Source organism: Glutamicibacter sp. JC586 (assembly GCF_009805585.1).
GTDB lineage: Bacteria > Actinomycetota > Actinomycetes > Actinomycetales > Micrococcaceae > Glutamicibacter.
This window is the reverse complement of the sequence record NZ_VHIN01000009.1, coordinates 55,654-81,961: the sequence shown is the minus strand read 5'-3', so window position 1 is coordinate 81,961 and position 26,308 is coordinate 55,654. Positions and strand designations below refer to the sequence as shown.

The following is a 26,308-nucleotide window of genomic DNA, read 5'->3' as shown; positions in this document are numbered from 1 at the left end:
CATGGCAAAGCACACGCTTTCGGTACTGGTTGAAGACGTACCCGGTGTACTCACCCGAGTCGCTAGCCTCTTCGCCCGCCGTGCCTTCAACATTCATTCTCTGGCTGTGGGCCCCACCGAAATTGACGGCATCAGCCGCATGACCGTGGTGGTTGACGCAGAGGGAGATTCCCTGGAACAGGTGACCAAGCAGCTGAACAAGCTGATCAACGTCATCAAAATCGTAGAACTGCTACCGGAAACCTCGGTGCAGCGCGATCACATCATGATTAAGGTCCGTGCCGACGCGGCAACCCGCCTGCAGGTGACCCAAGCTGCGGAACTCTTCCGTGCTTCGGTGATCGATGTGTCCACCGATTCGCTGGTGGTTGAAGCCACCGGCAACGCGGCAAAGATTGACGCACTTCTAGCAGTCCTTGAACCATTTGGTATTCGAGAGATTGTCCAGTCCGGCACCCTAGCGGTGGGACGAGGCTCCAAGTCGATGAGCGACCGCGCGCTGAAAACCCTCTGAGCCTACGCGGCGAAGACATCAACGGACACGAACTACAAATTTTAGATACTTGGCACATAGTTTAGTCAGTGAGCTAAACGCCAAAGAACAAATAAGGAGAACTACAGTGGCTGATCTGTATTACGAAGACGACGCAGACCTCTCAATCATCCAGGGCAAGAAGGTAGCCATCATTGGTTACGGTTCCCAGGGCCACGCGCACGCACTAAGCCTGCGCGACTCGGGTGTTGAGGTTGTTGTTGGTCTGGCTGAGGGCTCGAAGTCCCGCGCTAAGGCTGAAGCTGAAGGCCTGAAGGTATCCACCGTTGCTGAGGCAGCTGCCTGGGCAGACGTCATCATGATCCTGACCCCAGACCAGGTTCAGGCTCAGGTATACACCGAGTCCATCGCCGAGCACCTCGAAGAGGGCAACGCACTGTTCTTCGGTCACGGCTTCAACATCCGCTTCGGCTTCATCCAGCCACCAGCCAACGTTGACGTTGCCCTGGTTGCACCAAAGGCTCCAGGCCACACCGTACGCCGCGAATTCGAAGCTGGCCGTGGTATCCCTGACCTGATCGCTGTGGAGCAGAACTTCACCGGCGGCGCCAAGGACCTTGCACTGTCCTACGCTGCAGGTATTGGTGGCACCCGCGCTGGTGTTATCGAAACCACCTTCACCGAAGAGACCGAAACCGACCTGTTCGGTGAGCAGGCTGTTCTTTGCGGTGGTACCTCGCAGCTGGTTCAGTACGGCTTCGAAGTTCTGACCGAAGCTGGCTACAAGCCAGAAATCGCTTACTTCGAGGTGCTGCACGAGCTGAAGCTGATCGTTGACCTGATGTGGGAAGGTGGCATCGCCAAACAGCGTTGGTCCATCTCTGACACCGCTGAGTACGGCGACTACGTTTCCGGCCCACGCGTTATCACCCCAGAGGTGAAGGAAAACATGAAGGCTGTTCTGAGCGATATCCAGTCCGGTGCTTTTGCTAAGCGCTTCATGGATGACCAGAAGGCTGGCGCTCCTGAGTTCAAGGAACTGCGTGCCAAGGGTGAAGCTCACCCAATCGAGACCACCGGTCGCGAACTGCGCTCGTTGTTCTCCTGGATCTCGGATGCATCTTCGGATGACTACGTAGACGGTTCCGTAGCCCGCTAAGCTACAGCGTTTGCTGCGTAAATAGTAGACACTAAAAGGTTCGGCTCGTTTCCCGGTATGGGGTAGTGAGCCGAACCTTTAGTTTTGGGTGTATATGGTCATGAAGAGCCAAAAAATGCCTGGCTTGAACCCACCATAGGGGAATCGAGCCAGGCATGTTTCGGGCTGATGTGATTAGCGCTTAGATGCGCGGTAACCAGCCTTGCTAGCGTCAGAAGTGGTCTTGAAGCACTCTTCAGGCTTGGTGCGTGAATAGAGAGCGCCGCGAGGTACGTGGTACTTCCATTCCTTCTTGCTTCCGGTGCGGTTGCCCTTCACTGGGTAACCTGCGGGGCAGTTGTAGCTCTTGCCGCTCATCGCGACCGAGCGCTTGGTTGTGCTAGCCTTCTTCACCTGCAGACTCTGGGTCTTGGAAACGGTGGAAGTCTTGCCCTTGAACTTGTACTTCACCGTGGTGGTGACCTTGTACGAACCAGCAGCCAGTTTTACGGACTTTTTGTTTTTGGCAACGGTCTTCTTGCCCTTGGTTACCTTCAACAGCGCAGATTTGATCTGCACGTTTTTTGCCTTGGAATAGCTGGGCTTGATGGTTGCCTTGGCGGAACCTTTAACAGTCTTAGTGCCGATTTTCTTGATAGCTACAGGAGCGGCCTTCTTAGCCGCTACGATACCTACACCGTGAACCGAAGCTGGAACTGCGGCAGCGGAAGCTGCGGAGACGCCGGAGAAGGCGAGAGCGCAAGCTGCGCTAACAGCCAGGGCGCGCTGAACGAGAGTTTTCATTTTTCCCCATGGTGAGTGATGAGAGATGAAACTTGAATGTTTCAGTGTCTATCATATGGTGTTAATGTTCTACGCGATAGTAGAAAGACGGACATGGAGACCGGCTGAGAATCAGAACGGATTCCTGGGACCGTTGCTATGCTGCCGGGGATCCAGTACTTCGTACGCGCGCATTGTTATGCTCTTATGAAACGTCTGGAAAGGACCAATGATGGCCGTGAGTGACTATGATCAATTCGCGAAAGCCTATGCGCTAGAAAACGAGTCCAGTTTGCTCAATGCCTACTATGAACGGCCGGCCATGTTGGAACTTGCCGGGGACGTTTGTGGCCACGATATCTTGGATATTGGTTGTGGCGCAGGGCCGTTGACTGATCAGCTCGTTAAGCGTGGCGCCAAGCTCTCAGGATTTGACGCCAGTGCAGCCATGATTGATATAGCGAAACAGCGACTAGGCGAAACTGCTGAGCTTCGAGTTGCTAAATTAGGCGAGGTGCTTCCGTATGAAGACAATTCCTTCGATGATGCAGTTGCTTCCCTGGTGTTTCACTATTTGCCCGACTGGAGTTTCGCTTTACAAGAAGTGAGACGCGTACTGCGACCCGGCGGTCGGTTACTCATTTCGGTAAATCATCCCATCTTGTACCCGTGGAATCACCGCGGCAAGGACTATTTCAAGGTCACCGAATACACGGACGAAGTGAGTTTAAACGGTGAGTCAGCGGAATTAAGCTACTGGCATCATCCATTGCATGTGACAATGTCAGCGTTCATTGATACAGGATTTAGCATTGAGCGCGTGTGGGAACCACCGTACTCAAAAGACGCTCCGCAGGCTGTTGTGCCGGAGGCCTTACGGGATCGAGATGCTTTCTTGAGCTTCATCTTCTTCACCCTGCGGGCAATGTGAACCTAAAGAGTTAGTCGGTGTGATGATCTTCTATGGGGCCTGCATCCTGCCGGCGCGTTCCTAACTTTTGAATCGCGGGCAGGGCGCAGCAGTAACATGATTTAGTGCATCTGCAGGCTGGCGACATGAAGAAGCTAACCGCACTCACTGGGTACACCGATGATGATGGCAATACCGTCGAATCGCCGACCGTCTTCGACCAAAACATTGACATCACTATCCGAGGCAAAACAACCGGATAGTCATCGATGAAAATGCCCGCATCAAGAAGCTGAAAGTCGTCTTTGATTGCGACAACGGGACGTTGACTATCGGTCCAAGTCGCAGGAAGCCACTAGAGATGAACATCCGTATTGGTGAAGATGCAACGGTGAAAATCGGCGCTGATCTCACCACCACGACGATGTTCATCGATAGCGCGGTAGAAGGCGTGACGGTGAGTTTTGGCGACGATGAGATGATTGCCAGCCAAAATCAGTTCCGTGCTGACGATGGGCACCCCATCTTCGATGTGTCCACCGGGAAAAGAGTCAATCCCGCCAAAGACTTCATTGTCGGAAATCACGTCTGGATCGGTGCGAAGGCCACCCTATTGGGTGGTGCCAAGATTGGTGATGGTTCAGTTATTGGCTTCGGAAGTATCGTGACCAAACGGATCCCGAACAACGTGATCGTTGTGGGCGCGCCAGCGAAAGTAGTTCGTCAGAGCATTGCCTGGGAGCGACTCCACTTGTCCTTCGCCGCGCCACCATACAAACCAGACGCATCCACGGTGAAGAAGTCCGAAAAATATTGGAATAAGACTGTTGATATTGATCATCCACAAGTTGCGCTGGCTTCTCGATCGCTTGGAGACCGCATTAAGGAAAAGCTCAGGCGTCCAGGAAATTAGCTGAGACTCGAGGTTTCTGTAGGCCGCGAACGACGGTCATGATTCGATGAGCGATGACCTCATGATGGTAATCGTTGGTGTGTCCTAGATTGGCCTTGCCAGTTCACGTTTTTCTCACATAGGGGCCGGCAGGTGCTTGTTGACGCGGAGATCACTAATGGGGATGAACGTGTCGCGATGACTTCCGCAGGTCTGGCGAATGACTCCGTCAAGAAGCTGAGCTATGCGGTGATGCAGGAAGACGCCCAAACTGATGAGCGCTGCCTTGGGAGATTTGCTCATAGCGCGGTTGATGTATTGCGGGTAGCTGATGCTGAATGCTTCGCGGGCGGTGCCTTTATTCACGTCGTTGGTGCCGAGTTCAACTATCGCAAGGTCAACGTTGGTTGGGATGTTGAATCTTTCGCCAACTTGGCCCACCGTAAAGCAATGCTCGTGGGTGTGGATGAATGGCCCGTTCAGCACGGTCGACAAAGCCTTTTGACTTGACCGATGCGTACCATCCATCAGAAATTGAGTCGCCGCTGAACAAGAACTTCTCAATGTTTGCCGGAACTTTGGTCGGGACATTCGCGTTAGCACCTTGAGCTTGTTGGGGTACGCGCAGATCCGAGACGGCAAATATTGATCAAACCACAGGGACTACTGAGGTCGCTGTGAGCGTAAGGGGTTTTGAGGCAACTGGGTTCCTGTAATGGTTAATATTTGGTGTTCTTGGCGGGTCCAATCAATGGTGCGCTAAGCCGTATTTCAGAGCGGGCAAAGCGACCGGCTCAAACGAAAACGGCAGGTAATAGGTAGGTCGTTCGTCAGTCTCATTCCGCGCGGAAAGGTGTACGTGAGAACGCGGACGTCAATGGGCAGGAGATGACGTTTGCTTGCGTGAACCGACTGTTAAAAGTGACACAAAACCTATTTCGCGGTGCCTGCCATCAATGTGGAATCTTTGAAGTCCGGGAAATCCGGGAATGCCGTTGACGGCAGCAGGGAGAAGGTGAGGCAACCGTCGAGGATCGTCGGGTGTTAGTAATATCGACTCCATGGCTTCAGACAGTGTCAGTCATGAGAGCCAGTGCCGGTACGTAAACAATCGGTTTGCGGGCACGGAATGTCACATTCTATGTAATAAGTGAAAGTTTTCACAAAGTGCCGTTTTCTGTGCGTAACATGCGTGATTTCGCACCAAAACGAGCGTTGTATGGGGTTAGGCTTGATTCGACGGTAGTGATTAGAAGCTATCGCCTTGCAAGCATCAGCCCAATGAAATCGCAAAGGTGCCACACCCGTGTCTGACATTAAGCCCATCGTACTTCTGGCCGAGCAACTTTCTCCTGCAACTGTTGCTGCACTTGGTCCCGATTTTGAAATTCGTCAGACGGACGGCGCGGACCGCTCTCAGCTTCTCGAAGCTATCGCGGATGTTGACGCAATCTTGGTTCGCTCGGCCACCCAGGTAGATGCCGAAGCTATTGCTGCAGCCAAGAACTTGAAGGTCATCGCTCGTGCGGGTGTTGGTCTGGATAACGTTGACATCAAGGCGGCCACCCAGGCTGGCGTCATGGTCGTGAATGCTCCTACCTCCAACATCATTTCCGCTGCAGAACTGACCGTGGGTCACATCGTTTCCCTGGCTCGTCGAATCCCTGCAGCTAACGCCTCGTTGAAGGGTGGCGCCTGGAAGCGCAGCTCGTACACCGGCGTTGAACTCTTCGAGAAGAAGGCCGGCATCATCGGTCTGGGCCGTATTGGTGCATTGGTGGCAGCACGCCTGCAGGGCTTCGGTATGGAAATTGTCGCCTACGACCCATACATCACCCCGGCACGTGCCGCTCAGCTTGGTGTCACCTTGCTGACCCTGGATGAGCTGCTGGAACAGGCTGACTTCATCACCATCCACATGCCAAAGACCCCAGAGACCGTGGGCATGCTGGGCAAGGATGCGTTCTCCAAGATGAAGAACACTGCGTACGTAGTGAACGTAGCTCGCGGTGGTCTGGTCGACGAGGATGCCCTTTACGAAGCATTGAAGAACGAAGAAATCGCCGGCGCCGGTATTGACGTCTTCGTCAAGGAACCAAGCACCGACCTTCCGTTCTTCGAATTCGACAACGTGACCGTCACCCCTCACCTTGGCGCCTCCACCGACGAGGCTCAGGAGAAGGCTGGCGTATCGGTAGCTAAGTCGGTTCGACTGGCGCTGGCTGGCGAATTGGTTCCAGACGCAGTGAACGTTGCCGGTGGCGTCATTGACGAGAACGTACGCCCAGGTATCCCACTGATCGAAAAGCTCGGCCGTATCTTCAACGCACTGACCGCAGGATCGTTGACCAGCATTGACGTTGAGGTTGCCGGTGAAATCGCTTCCCTCGATGTCAAGGCTTTGGAGCTTTCGGCACTCAAGGGCGTCTTCATGGACGTTGTCTCGGAGCAGGTTTCCTACGTGAACGCGCCAGTTCTTGCTGAGCAGCGTGGCGTGGCGACTCGTTTGATCACCACCGCTGATTCACCTGAATACCGCAACCAGCTGACCATCAAGGGCTCCACCAACGAAGGCGCGCAGCTGGCAGTAGCTGGTACCCTGACCGGTCCTAAGCAGATTGAAAAGCTTGTTGGTATCAACGGCCATGAAATCGAAATCCCAATTTCGGATCACATGATCGTCGTTCGTTACTCTGACCGTCCAGGTGTCGTTGGCTCCCTGGGCAACGTACTGGGCGAGCAGGGTGTGAACATCGCAGGCATGCAGGTTGCCCGCGATGAGAAGAAGTCCGAAGCTTTGGCTGTTATCAGCATCGACTCGGCATTGCCAGCAGGTGTCCTTGACGTAGTTGGTGCCGCAATCGGCGCTAGCGTTGCACGCGAGATCAACCTCGAAGACTAATTAGCGTTAGCTCTTCAAAGCCCGCCGGCCGAACTTGAAGTTCGGCCGGCGGGCTTTCCTATAAGTCAACGATTTCTACAGATACCATGGCGAGACGTGAACATGAGCTCAAGCGCTCACTGGGATTAGGAATCTAGGAGCAAGACTACACCGCGCCGCATCTCGGTTAGTCTGCAAATGCAGCAGACATCGATCTCTGCGTCTGATGGTGCGGATCGACAAAATCTAGTTCGCCCAGGTGCAACAAGTAGTCGCCATAACCGCTCTTGCCCAGCTTGTTTGCCAAATCGCGCAGCTGCTGATCATCAATGAACCCTAGACGCCAAGCAACTTCTTCAGGCGAGCCTATTTTCAGTCCTTGTCGCGCTTCAACAGTGCGCACAAAATTTGATGCCTCGTTCAGTGAGTCGAAAGTACCCGTATCCAGCCAAGCTGTCCCACGAGCTAACACCGTGACGTTGAGCTCTTGATTTTCAAGGTAGAGGCGGTTGATATCTGTAATTTCCAACTCGCCGCGAGCAGATGGCTGCAGATTCCGCGCTTTCTCAACGACTGAGTTGTCGTAGAAGTAGAGACCTGGAACGGCGAAATGACTCTTCGGATCGAGTGGCTTTTCTTCCAGGGAAACTGCCTTTCCTGATTTATCAAATTCAACCACGCCATACGCGCTGGGGTCTTTGACCCAGTAGCCAAAAATTGCTGCCCCTGGCTTGTCAGCATAGTTCATCAGCTGTGTACCAAAACCCGGGCCGTAGAAGATATTGTCGCCCAATACGAGGGCAACAGAATCGTTACCAATGTGGTCGGCCCCTAGGATAAAGGCTTGAGCTAGGCCCTCTGGCCTTTGCTGCACTGCATAAGTCAGACGGATGCCAAACTGTGATCCGTCGCCTAGTAACTCTTCGAATGCGGCTTCATCACGCGGTGTGGTGATGATCAGAATATCTTGGATTCCTGCCAGCATTAACGTAGTCAGCGGGTAGTAGATCATCGGCTTGTCATAGACAGGCACCAACTGTTTTGAGATGCCCAGCGTTATCGGATGCAATCGAGACCCGGTTCCGCCAGCCAATATTATTCCCTTCATGCTACTGATCCTAGGGCCCGGTATGTAGGTAGCGTCAGCGTAGTCATACTCGAGAATTGCTAGGTTCTGACCTGTAGGAGAAATTACATGGCTACATTGGTGGAATGAAAAGAATCCTAGTAACTGGGGGAGCAGGATTCATTGGGGCTAACTTCGTGCGGCACATGATCATGCACTCCGACGTCGAAATTACCGTGTTGGACAAGATGACTTATGCTGCTAACCGAGCATCTCTGTCCGGTCTTGACGAACAGCGTGTCAAGTTGGTCATTGGCAATATCTGCGACGGCGCTGTAGTTAATGAGCTGGTTCCCCAACATGATGCTGTAGTCCATTTCGCCGCAGAGACGCATAACGACAATTCGTTGCATGACCCACGTAGCTTTGTCACCACGAACATCCTAGGGACAGTGGAACTCCTGGAAGCGGTGCGCCGCCATGGCGTTCGATTGCATCATATTTCCACGGACGAAGTTTATGGGGATCTTGAATTTGATGATCCGCAACGTTTCACCGAATTAACTGCCTACAATCCTTCTAGCCCTTATTCGGCAACCAAAGCTTCCAGCGACATGCTGGTAAGGGCATGGATTCGTTCCTTCGGCGTTGTCGCTACGCTGTCCAACTGTTCCAATAATTACGGACCATACCAGCACGTAGAAAAGTTCATCCCACGACAAATCACGAACATTCTTGATGGACAACGTCCAAAGCTCTACGGAAATGGAAGAAACGTTCGCGACTGGATCCACGTGAGCGATCATTCATCTGCTGTGCAACGCATTCTCGAAAGCGGAGAGTTTGGACGTACCTATTTGATCGGAGCCGATGGGGAGCAGGACAACTTGTCGGTGCTCCGCCTCATCCTCGAACTCATGGGTAAGGACGAAAGGTTCTTAGACTGGGTTCCCGACCGGCAAGGTCACGACCGGCGTTACGCCATTGATGCTACGCCACTGCGTCACGAATTGAGTTGGGAGCCACGGTACACAGACTTACGTCTGGGACTTGAACAGACCATTGATTGGTACCGGAAGAATCGTGACTGGTGGCAACCATCCAAATCAGACACTGAGAAGCGATACAGCTATCAGGCAAGCCAAGCTGCAAAGGTCGCCATTTGATGAACGACAGCAGGACTGTGCAAGTAGTACGAACCGAAATTCCAGGATTGTTGAAAGTTACCCTTCCCGTGCATGAGGATGCGCGAGGTTGGTTCAAAGAAAACTGGCAACGCGAGAAGATGGTTGCAGCGGGCTTGCCGGACTTTCGACCTGTGCAAAACAATATCTCCTTCAATGTTGAACGTGGTACGACTCGCGGGCTTCATGCTGAACCATGGGACAAGTATGTTTCGGTGGCGGCCGGAGAGATTTTTGGTGCGTGGGTAGATCTGCGTCCAGGTGAGACCTTTGGGGCGGTGTTCTACAGTCGTATTGGCCCAAATCAAGCATTTTTTGTTCCTCGCGGCGTGGCCAACGGTTTTCAAACGCTGAGTGACAACACCGTCTATTCCTACCTCGTCACCGAACACTGGACCGAGAACTCGCGTAAGGACTACAGCTACGTCAACGTTGCTGACCCGCAGCTCTCGATACCTTGGCCGATAAGCCTGGACGACGTGATCCTTTCGTCAGCAGACCGGGAGCATCCACTCCTGTCCTCTGCAAAAGCTGTACAGCCACAGCGCATTGCTGTCCTGGGTCAAAACGGACAATTGGGGCGTGAATTCGTTCGATTGGCAGAACGCGATTCACGAATAGTCCTCTTTGATAGATCACAGGCTGACTTCCAAAAACAAGGTTTTGCCACGTCAATAAACCTCGAGGGCTTCAGCCACGTCATTAACGCCGCGGCCATGACCGCAGTTGATCGAGCGGAAACAGAACCGGGACGCAGCGAAGCGTGGCGCATCAACGCTGTCGCCGTCGCCGAGCTTGCTGCACACTGCGCTGCGCAGCAGGTACAACTGATTCACGTGTCCACGGACTACGTATTCGATGGTGCAACGCCAGAGGTTGACGAGTCTCATCCGATAGCGCCGCTCGGAGTTTACGGGCAGAGCAAGGCGGCCGGCGAGCAGGCAGTGCTGGCACATCCTAATAATTTCGTGGTGCGTACCAGTTGGGTTGTTGGCAAGGGAAACAACTTTGTTTCAACGATGAGGCGACTTGCACAGCAAGGTGTCAGTCCGAACGTTGTTGACGATCAATTCGGGCGAGTGACCTTTGCCAGTGAGCTAGCCAGAGGAATCATGCACCTGATTGATTCTGACTGTGAACCAGGTATCTATCATTTGCAAGGTGTTGGGCAGGCCATGAGCTGGTATGAGCTGGCATGTGATGTCTTTGAACTGTGCGGAAAAGACTCTAACGCGGTGCAGCCCCTGTCAACAAAACAATACTTGGCTCAGAACCCTCAACGAGCGCCTCGTCCACGTAATAGCACCTTCAATGCCCGTAAGTTTGAAGCAAGTGGTTTTGTTGTGGAACCAAACACCGAGTTGTTAAAGCGATACTTAGATGACGAATACGCGGTCTTATAAGTAGCTTGCAAGTAAAAAACAAGTACATGCATTTGAGGCGAATCATTCTCAAGTGCACCTCGAGTATTTAAGAATCCGTTTGCGTTTCGGAAACTAATTCTCCGCATATCAAGCGCTTGCCGTGGGTACATATTTCACGATGTCCTCGGTTTTAGGTAACACAGTGCGCTTCTCTCGCAACCTTCACCATGTGAACCATCTTCATTTTTGTGGGTGAAAAGTTGGTGAATTCCGCATCGGTACGTCCTAGTATGAGGACTACCACGAATGGACTAATGGTTCCATTTGGGTATATGGGGAACGAACCGATGGGGACGGTTTGAACAATGAATCATTCGCAACTTTTGTCATTTGATAGCACTGGCAGAGATCGGAGGGATGAAGATTTTGGGGAAATCTCGTCGACGCCGAATCTTGCTCGAAACGTAATTAGCCGGGTCATATCCGACCCGCGTTTGTCAGGAATCGTAGTTTCCGGAGCCAATAACAGTGGGCGACGGGCACTGGTCGAATCCGAGCTAGATAGCATCCAAGACCGGCCACATGTTGTACGCCTTAACGGCAGCAAGTTTGGCACTCAGGTTCCGTTAGGTGCATTGTCTTTCTTGCTCTCCCGACTAGATCTGGGGGAAGATCCAAGTCGCCATGAACTGGTTCATGGTCTCGGAAGACTCCTAGATGGGGAACGGAAGGCATCGGTTATTGTTGTGGGGCGTCCAGAACTGATTGATGAGCAATCGAGCTCGTTGCTGGCGCAATTGGCCAGCATGGGTAAAGCGAAACTCATCGTAATCTGCCAGCAGGTTCAGGACCTCCCGGTTGATTTGTTCACGTTGTTTCGCTCTGGCAAACTCAAGCATCGGCACCTGCGTCGTGCTAGCCAGGCGGAAAGCCACCAGCTGATGGAAGAAGAATTAGGGGCCAGCGTATCGGCGCTCGCCTCAGCGAACCTGCGCTACATGGCGGCGGGAAACCGCGGACTGATGCGCAAGCTGATCCATTGCTGGCGAACTGACGGTCAATTGCGTCAGATCAGAGGCACGTGGGTTCTGAAACTCAAAGACTTACCATCTGGCTCGTCTATGCGTTCGTTGTATGCACTCGAAGTTCAAGAGTTGACAGAGCCAGAACGCGAGCTACTTGGTACGCTCGCGGTCGGTGGACCAATTGCACTAGACAGTCTTAGGCGTGGCGGTCATAGCGCTGCCTTGGATGGGCTGTTGGCTCGCGACAAGGTGGAGATGAGCGCAGGCACCATCATTAGGGTGCGTATTCAAAGTCCGGTACTTGCACTACTGGTTGCTTCAGATCTTGAACTAGTGAACCGCTCCTCGGTCGCCGATCAACTTGCAAGCTTCCATCCAGATGTAGACGTAGCGCGAATTCGTGCTGGGCTCTTCATCCTCCGCGACGTACACGACCCGATGGCTCAGATTGAAATTGCGGAGGACTTCCGAAAAGTTGGTTACGAACCGGAAAACTGGTTCGTTGATCCGGAAAGCCGGATCGACATCATGATTATGCATGTGCGGGCACTGAGCCTGGTCGGTCAGTTGCCGGCGGCTGATGAACTCGTCGAATTTTCCAAAAATGGACTACTTGGGGCGATCAAAAAATATGGCCCGCTCGAGTCTTTGGATATCGCATTGCAAGAATTGGAAATGCTCAGCAAGTTTGTGCGCTCCTTTGGAAACGGTGGACAAGTTGGTCCAAGCCTGGAAAGAGCCGATCAAGAATTGGTGGCCGGCGGTTGCTGGTTGAGTGATTCTTTGCGCCTGCGCGCCTTGTCACTACAGACAGCTAGCTGGGCCGCGCAGTCGCGTCAGGTTGATGCGTCAAAGTTGATTCGGTACGTCGATGAAGAACTTCGATCCTCCCGTCTGAGCAATTCAAGTAGTTCAGATCTTGCACCAAATGTGGCAAGCGAAATCGAATATCAACTGTTGGAGGCTGAGCTAGTCACCGGCGCGTGGAACCGCGCAATGACTCGTGCACAGCGACTCTCCGAGGGATTCTATGACGACCCTTCCTTGGTATTTTACGGAAACCTTGTACGTGGCATTCTCTTGGCGCTCAACGATGATCACGATGCTGCTTTGCGCATTCTCGAGCCTTCGCTACATCAGTTGCAGACGACAGGCGAGCCGCTATTTGTTTCAACGATTGCCTCCGCTGTTTCATATGTCCTAGCGCGTTCAGGGCGCCAACTGGAAGCTGCGTCCTTAGTTGGGGTTGAATTTGACGATACGGCAGAGGTACCGCTTAATTTCCATTCATGGGTCAGCGAGATTTTCACGGCTCTAGTATTTTCTGAGTTCAACGACCAAGAGAAGGCGATCCGTCGACTAGAAACCCTGATTGAAATGGTATCAAGTGATGAACAAAACCTATTTCGTGCAATCACCAATGCATTCATCGTTCGCCTTGCTGGTGCCAGCAAAATTGAAGCAATCAGTACGTCCGTTGCGAGTTGCGAAGATCCTGCAGCGGACGCTTTGAGGCTACTTGTTAGTGCGACAACAGCTGGAGATTCCGCCGGGATAGCTACCGCGCTCGACGCGTTGGTAAAGGTAGGACTTTCCCTTCTTGCAACGGGGGCACATAACGAATTCGCTTCCATGCTTGTTGCCAAGGACCAACGAAAGGTTTCGCGGGCTATTAGCGCGCTTCATCGGCAGTCAGTACCTGAGAAATATCTTGATGGTACGCACAAATCTGATGGCGCCAATTCTCAGCCCGCATGGATGCGCGAATTGACCAAGCGTGAAGCACACGTGGCCATACTGGCCATTGGCGGTAAGTCAAACCAAGAAATCGCAAAAATTAACGGAGTATCAATCCGCACTATTGAGGGTCACCTGTACCAGGTGTATTCCAAGGTGCAGGTCAGAAATCGTCAAGAGCTTACCGCACTTGACCGTACCAGCCGACGAATTGCGGGGCTGCGGTGAAGGGGTTTGAGATAGTATTACGCACTCGCCCGAATGAATGCCGAGAGTTGCTGAAGGTCTTGCAGAAAGCAGGTCCTGCAGGGGTAGTTGTCCTAGGCGACGTGGGTATGGGTAAAACTAGCCTCGTCAACGGCGTTTTAGCCAGTTCCGGTTTTCACGAACCAACTATGACGTTGTACTGCACGCCGACCTTGAGCGACGTACCCTATGGCGTATTGTCGCCATATTTGGGTGGACTCGATCGCATTGACGAACCGGTCAAGGTATTGCGCGAGCTAAACCGTCAGTTTCTTGCGGTGGCGAATCAAGGCGAGACTCCGATTATTGTGATCGAAGACGCCCAGTATCTTGACGAGCAGTCGTGTTTTGTCCTTTCGCTCCTGATTGAGAATTCCGACGTTAAGATCGTCGCCATTGGCCGTGGAACTATGGAAGTGGATGAGCCGCTTAGCGTGCTGGTCCAGCATGAGGCGTTTAGTATTCAGGTACTAAAACCTTTAGTGGGTAGCGGAGTTCAGATAGTGGCCGAAGCAGTGTTGAGCTGCAAATTAGGCTCGTCGACCGTCAGGCTGATTGAATTGGCAACCGGCGGAAATCCTCTTCTAATAGAAAAGTACGTAGCATCGTGCCGAGATCAAGGCACCATTTTTCGTGACAATAATTTACAAAGGGATGAAAAGCTTCACGAAACAGTTTGGGTAATTGCCGAAGCCTTGCCCGCCATCGATGAACGCTTGCTGGCAGTTGGGCGTGAAATCACGCGCTACTTCTCCGAGGCTGAGATGCAGACCATGCTGCTTTTGGCTTCAACCCGAGAGCAACCAGTACAGGTATTGGAGCAGTGCAACCTACCGTACCGCCAGTTGGCCAAAGCCGGAGAAATTGTGCTGAGAGATGGTGTTCTTTCACTTAAATCAAAGTTGATTCAACGGATCATCAAGAGTCTCGCAACAGAGCAAGAAATCACGCGATTACATGGGCTGTGGTCCGACGCAACGAAGGTGCTTGGCCGGCCTACCAATGCGTGGGAAGTTCTTTGGTGTCTCGAGATCGGACAAGAACTTCCCATAGAAGACGTGTACGAGGCTGCCCTCTCTGCTGCAAATGAACACCAGTTCAGTTTGGCCTTGCGCCTTTGCATTCTTGGAAGGTTCTCTCCACTACATGAGCGCGGTGCTTTGCTTGAGGCCCACGTTCAGCTCACTCTTGGGCGCCATCACGCTGCACGCGCGCTACTTTTGCGTTTGGTCCAGCAGATCACGGATCTTGAACTCTTAGGCAGGGTCTACGGCTGCCTTCTGGACGTAGCTACGTGTATCGATGTTGACAGCTCTGAATTGGACAGAATCCTTCGGGACTGGCAGCACCAAGTGGAAGGGCACGCGGATAAGGAACAAGGGGAAAAGTACCTTGAAACCCTTGATTCGGCCAGGAAACTGTTCTCGCTTTGGGTGAGAATTAATTCTGCCAAGGGTACAGCTCCGAGCATGGAGGAATTTCAAGAGTTTCTCGCCCATCCACATTTGACGTCTCGAGCCCGGATCATCGGACTCCTTGCACTTAGCGACAGGCAGAGCGCTCTCGGCTACTGCCAGCAAGCCCTATATACATTGGAAAGTGCAACCCAACTCTTGACGAGCGATGCACAGCTCCAAGCTTTGTATGAGGTGAGAGTATTTTTCCGCGTTGGATGGAACTTGCTCTTCCTGGGCGACAATGATCGTGCGCAACAACATGTTGAGGCGAAACGCAACATGATGCTTCACGACATTCAACGATTCCAAGGCGCGGTTTCGTTACTCGATGGGCTGAGCCATTTCCTTCAGGGGCGAAAGCATCTTTCGCTGTCCAAGATTGCCGAAGCAATTACAGAGTTGCGAATCGCAGATATTGCACAGCTTCTCGGCTTGGCGATTAATCTGTATTACCTCGTTCTTGTACGTAATGGAGAGTCGACATTGGCCGTTGACAATATTGGACCGCACAGCTCTAGCCTCAGTGGAATGATTAGTACCACTGGCCAACTCGGTAAAGATTCTTCGGAACAAAGGATATTTGCCCGTGCAATTGCGGCGGCTCTCGGTCAGCCGTATCCGGGGGAGTCTGTGAAGAATTTCCCGTTAATTGAACGTGAAGTCCTGTTTGACGACGCCAGACAGAAAAGCGACGTGCAACTGACCAATTCCACACTGCATGGGAGATTGCAGGAACTAGCAGGGTCTCAGGAAGGTAAACGCGCCTGGCTACTTGGACGCATAATTGAACTGCGTTTGCAAGCGCACGGGGAACCACTTGAAGACCTAGCTTCGGAAGCCTTGGCTACTAAGGACTACTTGTCTGCAATTGAAGCATGGGCGCGCGCTGGCGAACGCCATTCAGAATTAGGTGATCAGCGTCGATGCGGAGCGGTCTTGCGGCGTACTGCAACACTCATAGAACAGCAACAAGTTGTGCCTGGAAAGCATGTTTCAAGAATTCTTGCGATGACGGAACTCACCGCGAGAGAAATTGAGATTGTTGATTTGGCGCGTCAAGGCTTGAACAATGCCCGCATCGCAAGGGCTCTGACAGTTTCACAACGGACCGTGGAAGGACATCTCTATCGGGTGTTCTCAAAATTGGGAATCACCGAACGCTCCGAGCTGAACCACGCTAGCTTGGATGCAATCGTACAGCGGCCTTAGGCCCATTCGACACATGAGGAGATTCGTGTGTGGGGGCGATCTTACGGACAACTCCTTATGCACGATATCGAATCGGTAGAGAGTTTGGTTTTATGCCGCTACGCGCAAACCAAGTGTTCATAGGGTACGGATCAAGTGTGAACCAAGCCCAGACACCGGTTGTTTACCGGAGATTTGAGTATTGTTCCACTCGTGCGAAGCCACGTCTCACACCTTAGGCTCAAGTTAATCAAGGGTTCGGTGCTTCAGGGAGCAATCGATGCCGTCTTGAGAACTCGCATTTTCTTGGGGGAAGACTAATGGTGGACATGGGGATGTCACTTTTTGCTGATCTGGGCACTTCGTTTCAAATAGAAACGTTCGGAGGCGACCATGTCGCAGATTAGCAGTCGGATAAATGAAAGAAGTATTGGTGCCGTCGGCACGTGGTCAACATCGAGTCCTGTCGTACTTGACGCAGCGCAAAAGACGGTAGCCCACGGTCGTCTCTACGTCAGATGGCTGTTTGTCACGGATTTACTGATCCTTGTAACGATGTTGAGTCTGCCGGCAGTTTCGTTGTTGACAGGCGAAGAGAATACTCTCCTTGAGAGTGAGTATCTTTCATTATTCATTGCTGAAGGTGTTGCCCTGGCTATTACGTGGATGCTTGTCCTCCAAATCTCCCAAAGTCGCTCGTTGGCTCATGTCGCCATCGGGTTGAGGGAGTACAAACTTGTTGTAGCGTCGACATTCGCTGTGGCCGGAGGCCTGGGGACTTATATTGGTCTCACTGGCCATCTGGAATTACGCGTGTTCTTGCTCCAGTCTATGACGTTGGGGCTGGTTGCGTTGCTGGTTAGTCGATGGACTTGGCGGCAGTGGCTATTCCGTCGAAAAAGAACCGGAATTGCTCTCAAGAATGTCGTGGTTTTTGGCTCCGCGGTAGACGTTCCGATTGTCCTTGAACAGCTTATGCGCAATGCAGCTCCCGCCTATCGGGTAGTGGGAGTTGTTGTTGATGGACCTGAAGTCGGGACAGTCCAAGCGGAGATCGCGGAGATTGCCCCGTCACTACCTATATCGTCGGCTGACTGTCTCGAAAATGACGTAGCCAGACTGGATGCCGACTCAGTAGTTGTGGCTGGCCATCTGACCGGGGGTAGCGTTGCCCTGCAACATTTAGGTTGGCGGCTTGAGAAGACTGCTACCAGTCTCATCGTGGCATCGGCTATTACGGGAATCTCCAATCGTCGGGTGCATTCAAATGCGGTCAACGGACAAACGCTGATGCACATTGACTCGGCAAAATTCGCCGGGCCTAAGTATGTGCTCAAACGAAGTTTTGACATTGCTTTCTCGTCGGTGGCGCTGATTGCTCTAGCTCCCGTTTTTGCAGTGATAGCACTCTTGATCCGAGTAGACGGACCTGGAAAAGTCTTCTTCCGTCAAGAACGGGCCGGGCAAGATGGGCGCCCCTTTAAGATGATCAAGTTTCGCACCATGGTCGAAGACGCCGAAGCACAGCTGTCCGCTCTACATCAGGTCAACGAAGGCTCCGGACCACTTTTTAAGCTGCGCAACGATCCTAGAATTACGCGTTGTGGACGTTTTCTACGTCAGCATTCACTGGATGAATTACCGCAGTTCTTGAACGTATTTCGTGGTGACATGTCGGTTGTTGGCCCGCGTCCTCCCTTGTTCTCAGAGGTTGAGGCTTATGACTCTGAGGCGTATCGCCGACTACTGATCAAGCCTGGTGTCACAGGACTGTGGCAGGTCAGTGGCAGGTCTGATCTGTCGTGGAAAGAATGTGTTCGGTTAGACCTGTACTATGCAGAAAACTGGAGCGTATTGGGGGACCTGCGGATCATTGGGAAAACGGTCGGCGTGATGATAAAGCCGGACGGGGCTTATTAGGCCTTCGACGGTACGCTGACGTGGTCCAGGCGTTTCCAAGTAGATTTTCGTGAAAAACGAGAATGCGTCACTCGTGTTTTCCATGTAGGGAATACCTAGCATTCAGAGTGGGTGGCAATGATTCTGTGGGGGGATCGATAATGCACGTATCTCAAACTCGTTGGGCGACAAAGGCCGAACTAGATCAACGCGTTCGCGACGGGAAGTCAGCGGACGCCAAGCAAAGAGTCCGACTGATCGAGGAAACTAAGCAGCAGTTCATTCTCGACACAGTCGGAACTCAACAGACGGAGTCGGCGGCATGTCAGTCGCGCGAAAACACGACTTGCCCCCCAGCTGTCGCCGACTCCCCTCTTAAAAATACTGGGGGCACTAGGAGAAACTGGGCGGCAGTTTCCTTGTTGCTTATTGCTGGCTTGACGCTAGGAGGTTGCACCTCGCCGTCACTTCAGGCAGAGAGTAACGGTGAGACGAACAACGCAGGTGGGTCCGAGGGTGCACCATCGCAAACACCTCATTCGTCAAAGCCCTCCGAATCCACGAGCAATCCGACGGCGACACCCAAGGATGCTGCTCAGCAGCTCAAGGCCTCGGCTCAGCCGACCGTAGAACCGAAGCCGACACCTAGCGCATCGGCTGATTTTGGCGGGGTGGCGTATGAAGCCTCGGGCAAGGAGCTGCCTCAGGTTGCGCGCTCCGGAAAAGCGGTCAAAGCCGCGGACCGGCTCAGTCCGAAGATGGGATCAGAGTCTGAAGCAGACTACAGCGACGGGGTCAACATTCGCGTTGCCGACGGCGGAAAAGGCACGGTCAAGAGTGAAGGATCTGGATTCTTCACGGGTGCGGGCTATCGAGTTTTCGAAATAACGCTGGATAACAACTCAACTTCGGCCCTGGACCTCAACAGCGTTGTGGTGACCTTGTTACTGGGAGATGACAAACAGATCGCCATGCCACTGTACGGTGAAATCGAGGCCTATGACTTTGCCGGTTCGCTAGATTCCGGCGACCATACCAGTTCGAAGTATGCGTTCATCATTCCATCACCCGAAGATGATTTGTCCCTTAACGTTGACCTTGACAAGGTTCATGCACCTGCCACATTCAGCGTAAAGTCCGTGAAGAAATGACCACTATCCGGCGGCTGATTGGCCGCGTAACACAAGTGGCATCGTCATCGGTGGCTCAGGCGATCCAGTCCTTGAGCAGCATGATTGTGCTGATGCTCGCAGCTAAACTACTCGGCATTGAAGCTCTGGGCCTATTCTCCATACTGTATGGGGCGCTGATCCTCGCCGCCGCCATCACGACCGGATTCGTAGGCGACACCCTGATGGTATTGGACCGACACGATCCGAACATCCAAGCAGGCCTGCGCTTTTGGTTCGTTCTCTTGTCTCTTGGGTTGGGTATCGTCGCGGTCCTGATTAGTTGGGCTCAAACAGAACTGAGCATAGTTGGCGCCACAATCTACGGCCTGGTCGCCATCGCCTACGTGGCCGAGGAGCTAACCAGGCGTAGCTACATGGCGATCTTGGATTTCCCTCGCCTGATTGTTGTCGACTTAGTAGTACTTGTGACTACGTCATCCATCCTTCTTGGCATGGCGCTGGTGCAAACGTTGACCATCGAGATTTTCTTAGTTGCCGTGCTTGGCGGCCAAGTTGTTGGCACACTCTATGGGTGGCTCCGCCTGCCTAGAAGTGAAAAGGTCTCAGCACAGCGACCTGCACGGATCAAGATGGTTGCAGACTTTGGGATCTGGCGTTCGGCACTTCAGGGGTTGCGTCCCGCCCAGCTAACGGTCACGAGGTTTCTGGTCATTGCACTGATCGGGCTGGTGGCTGCCGGACAACTGGAAGCCGCCCGATTGTACGCAGCGCCGGCGATGCTTGTAGTCAGTGGAACCTGCTCTTTCCTATTTGCATCATTGGCAAGACAACGGGACCAAGCACCGCTCCAGCAACTACACCAGACAGATCGATCGGTGCTTAAGCTCTTCCTCGCCACCCTCGGGTGTGCGGTGATCGGGATGTCGCTGTTGCCGTGGGGTGGTCCACTGCTTACTGGCATGATTCCGTCAGCGCTGGCCGTGACCGGATGGTTGGCCTATGCCAGCGCCGTCGCAGTCTCCACTCCGTACGGGTTGCTTGCCGCCGTGTACGAAAAGGCGCGGACTGTATTCGTGATCCGTCTTGCCGACAGCATCTTGTCGGTGCTCTTGGTACTGCTCGTTCTGTCCCTCACTGATGATTACCGGTTGGTCCCATGGGCGGCGGCTCTGGGAGCCGTGGCCGGAGGATTGACAGTACGTCGGTGGCTTATCCATGAAATTCGTACTGAGGAGAAGGTGCTCGCCAACCTCAGCAGCTGAATTTCAACACAACAACAAAATTACGCATCAACAGTGAAGCGAAAGGAACGGAAGATCATGAAATCCCACGACAATTCCAGCGACCGTCGTGGGATGACCCACGGCCTGAGGAGGCTGCTGGCGGGTCTGCTGACGGCCTGTTTGATAATGGCTACAGTGCTCACCGCTGGGCTCGTGGCCAGTGCACCAGCTGCGGCCGACGAATCAGAAGTAGAGCTCCCGGAGACCGTAAGCGCAGATTTCATCCCCACCCCGCAGCTCAACGGCGTGGCCTGGGATCTGCGGGTTCGCGGAAACATCGCCTACGTTGTTGGATCCTTTACCCGGGCTCGGCCTAGCGGAGTAGCTGCCGGGGGAGCTGGTGAAGTCGTGCGAAATAACGGCATGGCTTTTAATATCGTCACCGGGGAAATCCTGTCCTGGAACCCAAACTTCAACGGGCCCGTTCTGGATATTGAGTTCTCGCCTGACGGCAGCCGCTTTTATGCTGGGGGCCAGTTCACCGCCGTCAGCGGTCAAGCACGTAGCAAGGTTGCAGAATTTACGACTTCCAACGGCCAGCTGACCTCCTTTGCTACCAGTGTCGGTGGTTCGGTTGAAACGCTGGCCGTCACCAGCGACGCCGTGTACCTTGGGGGATCGTTTAACAGCATCGGTAATCAGACCCGTCGCAACCTCGCAAAATTGCAACGGAGCGATGCAGCCCTTCAACCGTGGGCACCGGTAGTGGATGACATTGTTCATGGACTGGTTGCCACGGATGACAGTGACCGCGTTATTGTCGGTGGTCGATTCCAGAGCATCAACAATGAGCCTAAGGTCGGCGTGGGAGCGGTCAACAAGGACTCCGGCGAGCAGATGGAATGGACCTCAACACCCGTCCCGGCAAAAATCAGCAACAATGAACGCGCGTGGGTGGTTGACCTCAAACTGGATAACGGCGTCGTTTATGCCGCCAACAACGGCATGGGATGGCACTGGTTCGACGGCCGCTGGGCCGCCGACTTCAACAGCGGCGATCTGAAGTGGCTGGATAACTGCTACGGCTCGACCTCATCGATTTCGATCATGGGCCAGGTCATGTATTCAACACCGCACGCTCACGACTGCACCTCGGTTAATGGTTTCCCCGAGGAGAATCCGACCATTTGGAAGCGAGCCTTGGCTGAAACAACGTTTGCCACCGGGGTTGATGTCACCGCGCCATCAAATAATTCGTTGATCCGCAATCAACCAATTCCGACGTTGCTTCACTGGTATCCATCACTGAACACCGGAACCTACACCGGTCAGTACCAAGGTGGCTGGGCCATGGACAATAACGGTGACTACCTGGTGCTGGGCGGCGAATTCACCAGACTAAACAATAACAACCAGCAGTCTCTGGCTGTTTTTCCTAAGCGCTCCCTTTCACCCAACTCCGTGCGCCCGGAATACACTGCGGAGCTTAAGCCCAGTGTGATGTCCCAGAGCAACGGCTCGGTGCGCGTTGCGTGGCCAACCACGTGGGATTTGGATGATGAGAAACTGACCTATGAGGTTCTGCGCGATAATTCGCTGACCCCGATTCACACCGTGGAAGCGTCCTCCATCTGGTGGAAGAAGCAAGCCCTTGGGTTCAAAGACGAATCGGTTGAACCGGGCAGTACCCATACGTATCGCATCCGTGTGAGCGACCCCTGGGGGAATAACTATATTGGTCCACGCTCGGCTTCGGTCACGGTGAGCGATGCCCCAGAGAATCCATACGCGCAAGCACTGCGCGATGCCGGAGCCAGCATCTACTACCCGCTCAACGAGCCCAACGGCACCGTGGCCTATGACAACCTCGGTTTTGTTGATGCGGATGCTTCCGGTGAGCTGCAACGTTCCATCGAAGGCGCTATCACCGGTGATGACGCCAGTGGATTCAGTGGTCAATCCTTGGCCAGTCGCAACGTGAGCACCGCTCCAGATACCTTCTCAACACAGTTGTGGTTCAAGACCACCACCGACAAGGGCGGAAAGCTGATCGGTTTTGGCAGCACTGCTTCCGGAAACTCCGGCAGCTACGACCGACACGTCTGGATGGATAACGCCGGTAAGTTGCACTTCGGCACTTGGCTGGGTTGGGCTGCCACAGTGAGCTCGACAGCCAGCTACAACGACGGCCAGTGGCATCAGATGACCGCGACCCTGGGTGATGATGGAATGGCCCTATACGTTGACGGATTGAAGATTGCTGACCGTCAAGACGTTCACGCCGGCCAAGCCTACTCGGGCCTCTGGCGAATCGGTGGCGATAATATGAACGGTTGGCCAAATCAACCGTCGAGTACTGCCTTTAATGGCGTACTGGATGAAGTCGTCATCTTTGAGGATGAGGTTGATTCCGCAACCGTTCTAAAGCTCTACCAAGCCTCGGGGCGTACGGCAGATATTCCTGAACCGCCTACCGATGCATATGGAATCGCGGTTTACGGTGACGATCCGGCAATGTACTGGCGCCTTGATGAAACCGAAGGCAGCATTGCCCGCGATGCGACCATCGCCAAGAACGATGGAACCATCCATAACTCCGTAGAGTACGCTCAGGACCCAGCCATCGCAGCCGGAAGCTCCTTCGGATTTGGTGATGCCAACGCCGTGGTCGTCTCCAACCGGGCGGTGCAGAACCCGACCGTATTCTCCACGGAAGCATGGTTCCGCACCACCAGCACTGAAGGCGGCAAGATCATCGGCTTTGGCAACGCGGCCAGTGGCTTGTCCTCAAGCTATGACCGTCATATCTACATGCGCAACGACGGCACTTTGGTCTTTGGCGTCTACACGGGCCAAGAAAATCTCGCCGTCACCGAGCAGGCCTACAACGACGGAGAATGGCACCACGTGGTCGCCACCCTCTCCTCGGACGGCATGAAGCTCTACGTAGACGGCGCGATGCGTGGCAGCAACCCGCAAACGGCAGCCGAACCATTTAATGGTTACTGGCGCGTTGGTGGCGACCGCGTATGGGGTGGAGCAAGTTCCGCCTGGTTCAACGGTGAGATCGACGAAGTGGCTGTGTATTCCAAGGCCTTGTCTCAAGAGGAAGTCAACGAACACTACGAGATTGTCGGTGCGGCAAATCAAGCGCCGTCCGCCGAATTTGTCTCGTCAAATGACAGCCTCACCGTAGCCTTTGACGCCAGCGGTTCCACCGACCCTGATGGCACCATCACCGAATACGCGTGGGACTTTGGTGACGGGGAAAGTCAAAGCGTCGAAACACCGGGCGTCAGCCATACCTACGCACAGTCCGGCACGTACACCGCACGTCTGACCGTCAAGGATGACCGCGGAAGTACAGCAAGCACCTCACATGAGGTTGTCGTCGAGGCAGAGAACGTGCCGCCAACGGCAGCGATAACTAGCCAGCAGACCGGGCTGAGCGTTTCACTGAGCGCCGCGGATTCGCAAGATCCCGACGGAAGCATTAGCGAGTACGCGTGGGACTTCGGCGATGGCACTGCCAAGGGCACAGGAAAGGACGTTGAGCATACCTACGCTGCCGATGGCCAGTATGAGGTGACCTTGAGCGTGACCGACAATGACGGTGCCACGGCCGAGGCCACGATAACAGTTGTCGTTGAGAACGCGGCTCCGGTGGCAGCCATCAGCGTGAACGTTGACGCGATGAGCGTCGACGTGGATGGTTCACAATCGAGTGATCCAGAGGGCGGCGACTTGGAGTACTCCTGGAGCTTCGGTGATGGGGCAACGGCCACTGGAGCCACAGCCCACCATGAGTACACTTCTGCCGGTCAATATGAGATCACGCTTCGAGTGACCGATGAACATGGTGCCAGCGCAGAACAGAAGATTCAGGTCAGCGCGCAAGTGCCGAACCTAGATCCGGTGGCCGCGTTCAGTACCGAAGTTCAGGGACTGAGCGTCGCTTTCTCCGCCGCAGATTCCCACGATGATGACGGAAATATCGTGTTCTGGTCTTGGGACTTCGGCGATGGGACCACCGGTACTGGTGAAGAAGCTCTCCACCAATACGCCAGCAGCGGTACCAGAACCGTCAAACTGACGGTGACCGATAACGATGGAGCCACGCATAGTACGAGTGCCGAGGTTACGGTCCAAGACCCTGCCGAACTGGATCCAACTGCTGCCTTCACCATCCAGGCGCAACAGTTGAGTATTAACGTTGATGCCTCCACCTCTCAACCACCGGCGGCCGGTGGTGAAATAACCGAATACCAGTGGGACTTTGGTGACGGAGCCACGGCAACGGGTAAGACCGCGAGCCACGAATTTGCTCAGGCTGGCACCTATTCGGTGCAGCTCACCGTTGTTGCGGGAGAGCGTGAGAATACAATCAGCCAAGTCATTACCGTGGCCGCTGCTCAGGGGCCAGCGCCAGCATTTGAAACGTCTGTTCTCGGACGCAAGCTGGCCGTTGATGCTTCGCGAAGTTCGGCCGGCGATTCTCCGATCGCCAGTTACCACTGGGACTTTGGTGACGGTGCATCAGCAACCGGCAAGAATGCTGAGCACCGGTACTCAAAGGACGGCAAATTTACCGTCACCCTGCGAGTTGTTGATGACAGCGGACTAGAGGCCAGCACTGAGTCTGAGATTGACGTGATCAATTCTTCGCCAGTTCCGGCATTCACTCTGTCAGTGAACGGAACGAAGGTAGACGTTGATGCTTCTGGCACGACCGACGCAGACGGCGCCGTTCAAGAGTATGCCTGGGACTTCGGCGATGGAAGCACTGAAACCGGCAAAGTTGTCTCTCACGAGTATGCAGAACCCGGAGAGTACGACATCACTTTGAGCGTCACTGACGAGGACGGGACCAACGCCGAACTGGTGCAACAGGTCAAAATTGACGCCGTGGCGGAGCCAAAGGTCTTAGCCTCGGACGATTTCGCGCGAAATCTTACCAGTAGCTGGGGAGTCGCCACGTCGGGACAGACCTGGCTGCGCAGCGGTACTGCCGCCAACTTCAGTGTGGCAGATTCGGTGGGCAAGATCAGGATGTCGTCCCCGGGTTCGGGGCCATCGTCATGGTTGCCAGTGAACCTGCAGGAGGCAGACCTGCGGATCAAGCTCGTTCGCGACAAGGACGCAACCGGTGGCGGGATCTATCAGACGGTGACCATTCGAGACATTTCGGGCGTTGGATCTTATCGGGCCAAAGTTCGCTTCCTGTCGAACAAGTCGGTGGCCGCAAGTATAGAAAAAGTTGTTGGCGGCACGGTCACGGCTTTGACCCCTGAAACAGTCATCGGCCAAGTCTCGGGCGCAGCAAGCGATCCTGTCTGGTTGCGGGTGCAAGCGGAGGGAACCAACTCCACTTCGTTGAAGGCCAAGGTCTACAACGTAGGTGCATCAGAGCCGGCGAACTGGCAGCTGAGTTCAACGGATTCGACAGCGGCACTGCAAGTGCCCGGACGTTTGGGGCTCTCGGTCTATCTGTCCGGTTCGGCTAACAACGCTCCGGTCTTGGGCGGATTTGATGATTTGACCGTCACGGCGATCAGCAAATGAGTAAGGGAGGTAACTAGATGGTTTGGCCAGAACACACGTAGGTTACTTGGTCTGAGCAGAAGCTGACGTTGGTCAGGTGCTGTACTGAGCCAAGTAAATTATTGGGGATGTGTTTCGGTGGATTGTC

At 53.9% G+C, this 26,308-nt stretch carries 16 protein-coding genes; 14 read left to right on the top strand and 2 right to left on the bottom strand.

All coding sequences use genetic code 11. From position 1 onward, the window contains the following. Nucleotide 1: 1 nt before the first annotated feature. Both ilvN and ilvC read left to right on the top strand, forming a co-directional pair. The gene (gene ilvN, locus FJV47_RS06825) at nucleotides 2-514 is read left to right on the top strand and encodes an acetolactate synthase small subunit (protein ID WP_159611367.1); all 513 of its coding nucleotides are present in this window, start codon (nucleotides 2-4) and stop codon (nucleotides 512-514) included. 106 nt (nucleotides 515-620) lie between these two features. Next, nucleotides 621-1,652: a ketol-acid reductoisomerase gene (ilvC, locus tag FJV47_RS06820; RefSeq protein WP_159611365.1), complete on the top strand. Its 1,032-nt coding sequence runs from the start codon at nucleotides 621-623 to the stop codon at nucleotides 1,650-1,652. A gap of 174 nt (nucleotides 1,653-1,826) precedes the next feature. On the opposite strand, the gene FJV47_RS06815 is transcribed toward ilvC, so the two are convergent. Beyond that, a complete protein-coding gene (locus tag FJV47_RS06815; RefSeq protein ID WP_159611363.1) occupies nucleotides 1,827-2,435 on the bottom strand; it encodes a hypothetical protein in 609 nt (202 codons plus the stop codon). A gap of 211 nt (nucleotides 2,436-2,646) precedes the next feature. Between FJV47_RS06815 and FJV47_RS06810 the strand changes: the two genes are divergently transcribed. From FJV47_RS06810 to serA, 4 genes are all read left to right on the top strand, one after another. Further along, a complete protein-coding gene (locus FJV47_RS06810) occupies nucleotides 2,647-3,345 on the top strand; it encodes a class I SAM-dependent methyltransferase (protein ID WP_370514999.1) in 699 nt (232 codons plus the stop codon). Between the two features lie 340 nt (nucleotides 3,346-3,685). Beyond that, complete coding sequence (locus tag FJV47_RS06805; protein ID WP_159611359.1) at nucleotides 3,686-4,237, top strand: acyltransferase; 552 nt, start codon at nucleotides 3,686-3,688, stop codon at nucleotides 4,235-4,237. Nucleotides 4,238-4,414: 177 nt separating this feature from the next. Continuing rightward, nucleotides 4,415-4,726: a hypothetical protein gene (locus FJV47_RS06800; protein ID WP_159611357.1), complete on the top strand. Its 312-nt coding sequence runs from the start codon at nucleotides 4,415-4,417 to the stop codon at nucleotides 4,724-4,726. A 796-nt stretch (nucleotides 4,727-5,522) separates the two neighbouring features. Continuing rightward, nucleotides 5,523-7,118 (top strand): phosphoglycerate dehydrogenase, encoded by a 1,596-nt coding sequence (serA, locus tag FJV47_RS06795; protein ID WP_159611355.1) that lies wholly within the window; start codon nucleotides 5,523-5,525, stop codon nucleotides 7,116-7,118. Nucleotides 7,119-7,284: 166 nt separating this feature from the next. Here the strand turns inward: serA and rfbA are convergent, their stop codons facing one another. Then, entirely contained in the window at nucleotides 7,285-8,205 is a 921-nt protein-coding gene (gene rfbA / locus FJV47_RS06790) for a glucose-1-phosphate thymidylyltransferase RfbA (RefSeq protein WP_159611353.1), read from the bottom strand. Nucleotides 8,206-8,309: 104 nt separating this feature from the next. On the opposite strand from rfbA, the gene rfbB reads away from it, so the two are divergent. From rfbB to FJV47_RS06750, 8 genes are all read left to right on the top strand, one after another. Further along, entirely contained in the window at nucleotides 8,310-9,329 is a 1,020-nt protein-coding gene (gene rfbB / locus FJV47_RS06785) for a dTDP-glucose 4,6-dehydratase (RefSeq protein WP_159611351.1), read from the top strand. Then, entirely contained in the window at nucleotides 9,329-10,750 is a 1,422-nt protein-coding gene (rfbD, locus tag FJV47_RS06780) for a dTDP-4-dehydrorhamnose reductase (protein ID WP_159611349.1), read from the top strand. Before rfbB ends, rfbD begins: the two co-directional genes overlap by 1 nt. Before the next feature lie 455 nt (nucleotides 10,751-11,205). Further along, complete coding sequence (locus FJV47_RS06775) at nucleotides 11,206-13,701, top strand: helix-turn-helix transcriptional regulator (protein ID WP_159611347.1); 2,496 nt, start codon at nucleotides 11,206-11,208, stop codon at nucleotides 13,699-13,701. 107 nt (nucleotides 13,702-13,808) lie between these two features. Next, nucleotides 13,809-16,385, top strand: a complete 2,577-nt coding sequence (locus FJV47_RS06770; RefSeq protein ID WP_159611345.1) for a LuxR C-terminal-related transcriptional regulator — start codon at nucleotides 13,809-13,811, stop codon at nucleotides 16,383-16,385. Nucleotides 16,386-16,757: 372 nt separating this feature from the next. Beyond that, complete coding sequence (locus FJV47_RS06765; RefSeq protein ID WP_159611343.1) at nucleotides 16,758-18,284, top strand: sugar transferase; 1,527 nt, start codon at nucleotides 16,758-16,760, stop codon at nucleotides 18,282-18,284. 416 nt (nucleotides 18,285-18,700) lie between these two features. Next, on the top strand, nucleotides 18,701-19,414 hold the full coding sequence (locus FJV47_RS06760; RefSeq protein WP_159611331.1) for a DUF4352 domain-containing protein: 714 nt from the start codon (nucleotides 18,701-18,703) through the stop codon (nucleotides 19,412-19,414). Continuing rightward, the gene (locus tag FJV47_RS06755; protein WP_159611329.1) at nucleotides 19,411-20,658 is read left to right on the top strand and encodes a hypothetical protein; all 1,248 of its coding nucleotides are present in this window, start codon (nucleotides 19,411-19,413) and stop codon (nucleotides 20,656-20,658) included. The genes FJV47_RS06760 and FJV47_RS06755 overlap by 4 nt, the downstream gene beginning before the upstream one ends. A 57-nt stretch (nucleotides 20,659-20,715) precedes the next feature. Continuing rightward, nucleotides 20,716-26,181: a PKD domain-containing protein gene (locus FJV47_RS06750; protein ID WP_159611327.1), complete on the top strand. Its 5,466-nt coding sequence runs from the start codon at nucleotides 20,716-20,718 to the stop codon at nucleotides 26,179-26,181. Nucleotides 26,182-26,308 lie beyond the last annotated feature (127 nt).

Bases quoted from the DNA above. Each gene is read 5' to 3' on its own strand.
- FJV47_RS06750 (WP_159611327.1), top strand. From the start codon at position 20,716: ATGAAATCCCACGACAATTCCAGCGACCGTCGTGGGATGACCCACGGC.
- FJV47_RS06765 (WP_159611343.1), top strand. From the start codon at position 16,758: ATGTCGCAGATTAGCAGTCGGATAAATGAAAGAAGTATTGGTGCCGTC.
- rfbA (WP_159611353.1), bottom strand. From the start codon at position 8,205: ATGAAGGGAATAATATTGGCTGGCGGAACCGGGTCTCGATTGCATCCG.
- FJV47_RS06810 (WP_370514999.1), top strand. From the start codon at position 2,647: ATGGCCGTGAGTGACTATGATCAATTCGCGAAAGCCTATGCGCTAGAA.
- FJV47_RS06805 (WP_159611359.1), top strand. From the start codon at position 3,686: ATGAACATCCGTATTGGTGAAGATGCAACGGTGAAAATCGGCGCTGAT.
- rfbD (WP_159611349.1), top strand. From the start codon at position 9,329: ATGAACGACAGCAGGACTGTGCAAGTAGTACGAACCGAAATTCCAGGA.
- FJV47_RS06815 (WP_159611363.1), bottom strand. From the start codon at position 2,435: ATGAAAACTCTCGTTCAGCGCGCCCTGGCTGTTAGCGCAGCTTGCGCT.
- FJV47_RS06800 (WP_159611357.1), top strand. From the start codon at position 4,415: ATGACTTCCGCAGGTCTGGCGAATGACTCCGTCAAGAAGCTGAGCTAT.
- FJV47_RS06755 (WP_159611329.1), top strand. From the start codon at position 19,411: ATGACCACTATCCGGCGGCTGATTGGCCGCGTAACACAAGTGGCATCG.
- rfbB (WP_159611351.1), top strand. From the start codon at position 8,310: ATGAAAAGAATCCTAGTAACTGGGGGAGCAGGATTCATTGGGGCTAAC.
- FJV47_RS06770 (WP_159611345.1), top strand. From the start codon at position 13,809: ATGGGTAAAACTAGCCTCGTCAACGGCGTTTTAGCCAGTTCCGGTTTT.
- ilvN (WP_159611367.1), top strand. From the start codon at position 2: ATGGCAAAGCACACGCTTTCGGTACTGGTTGAAGACGTACCCGGTGTA.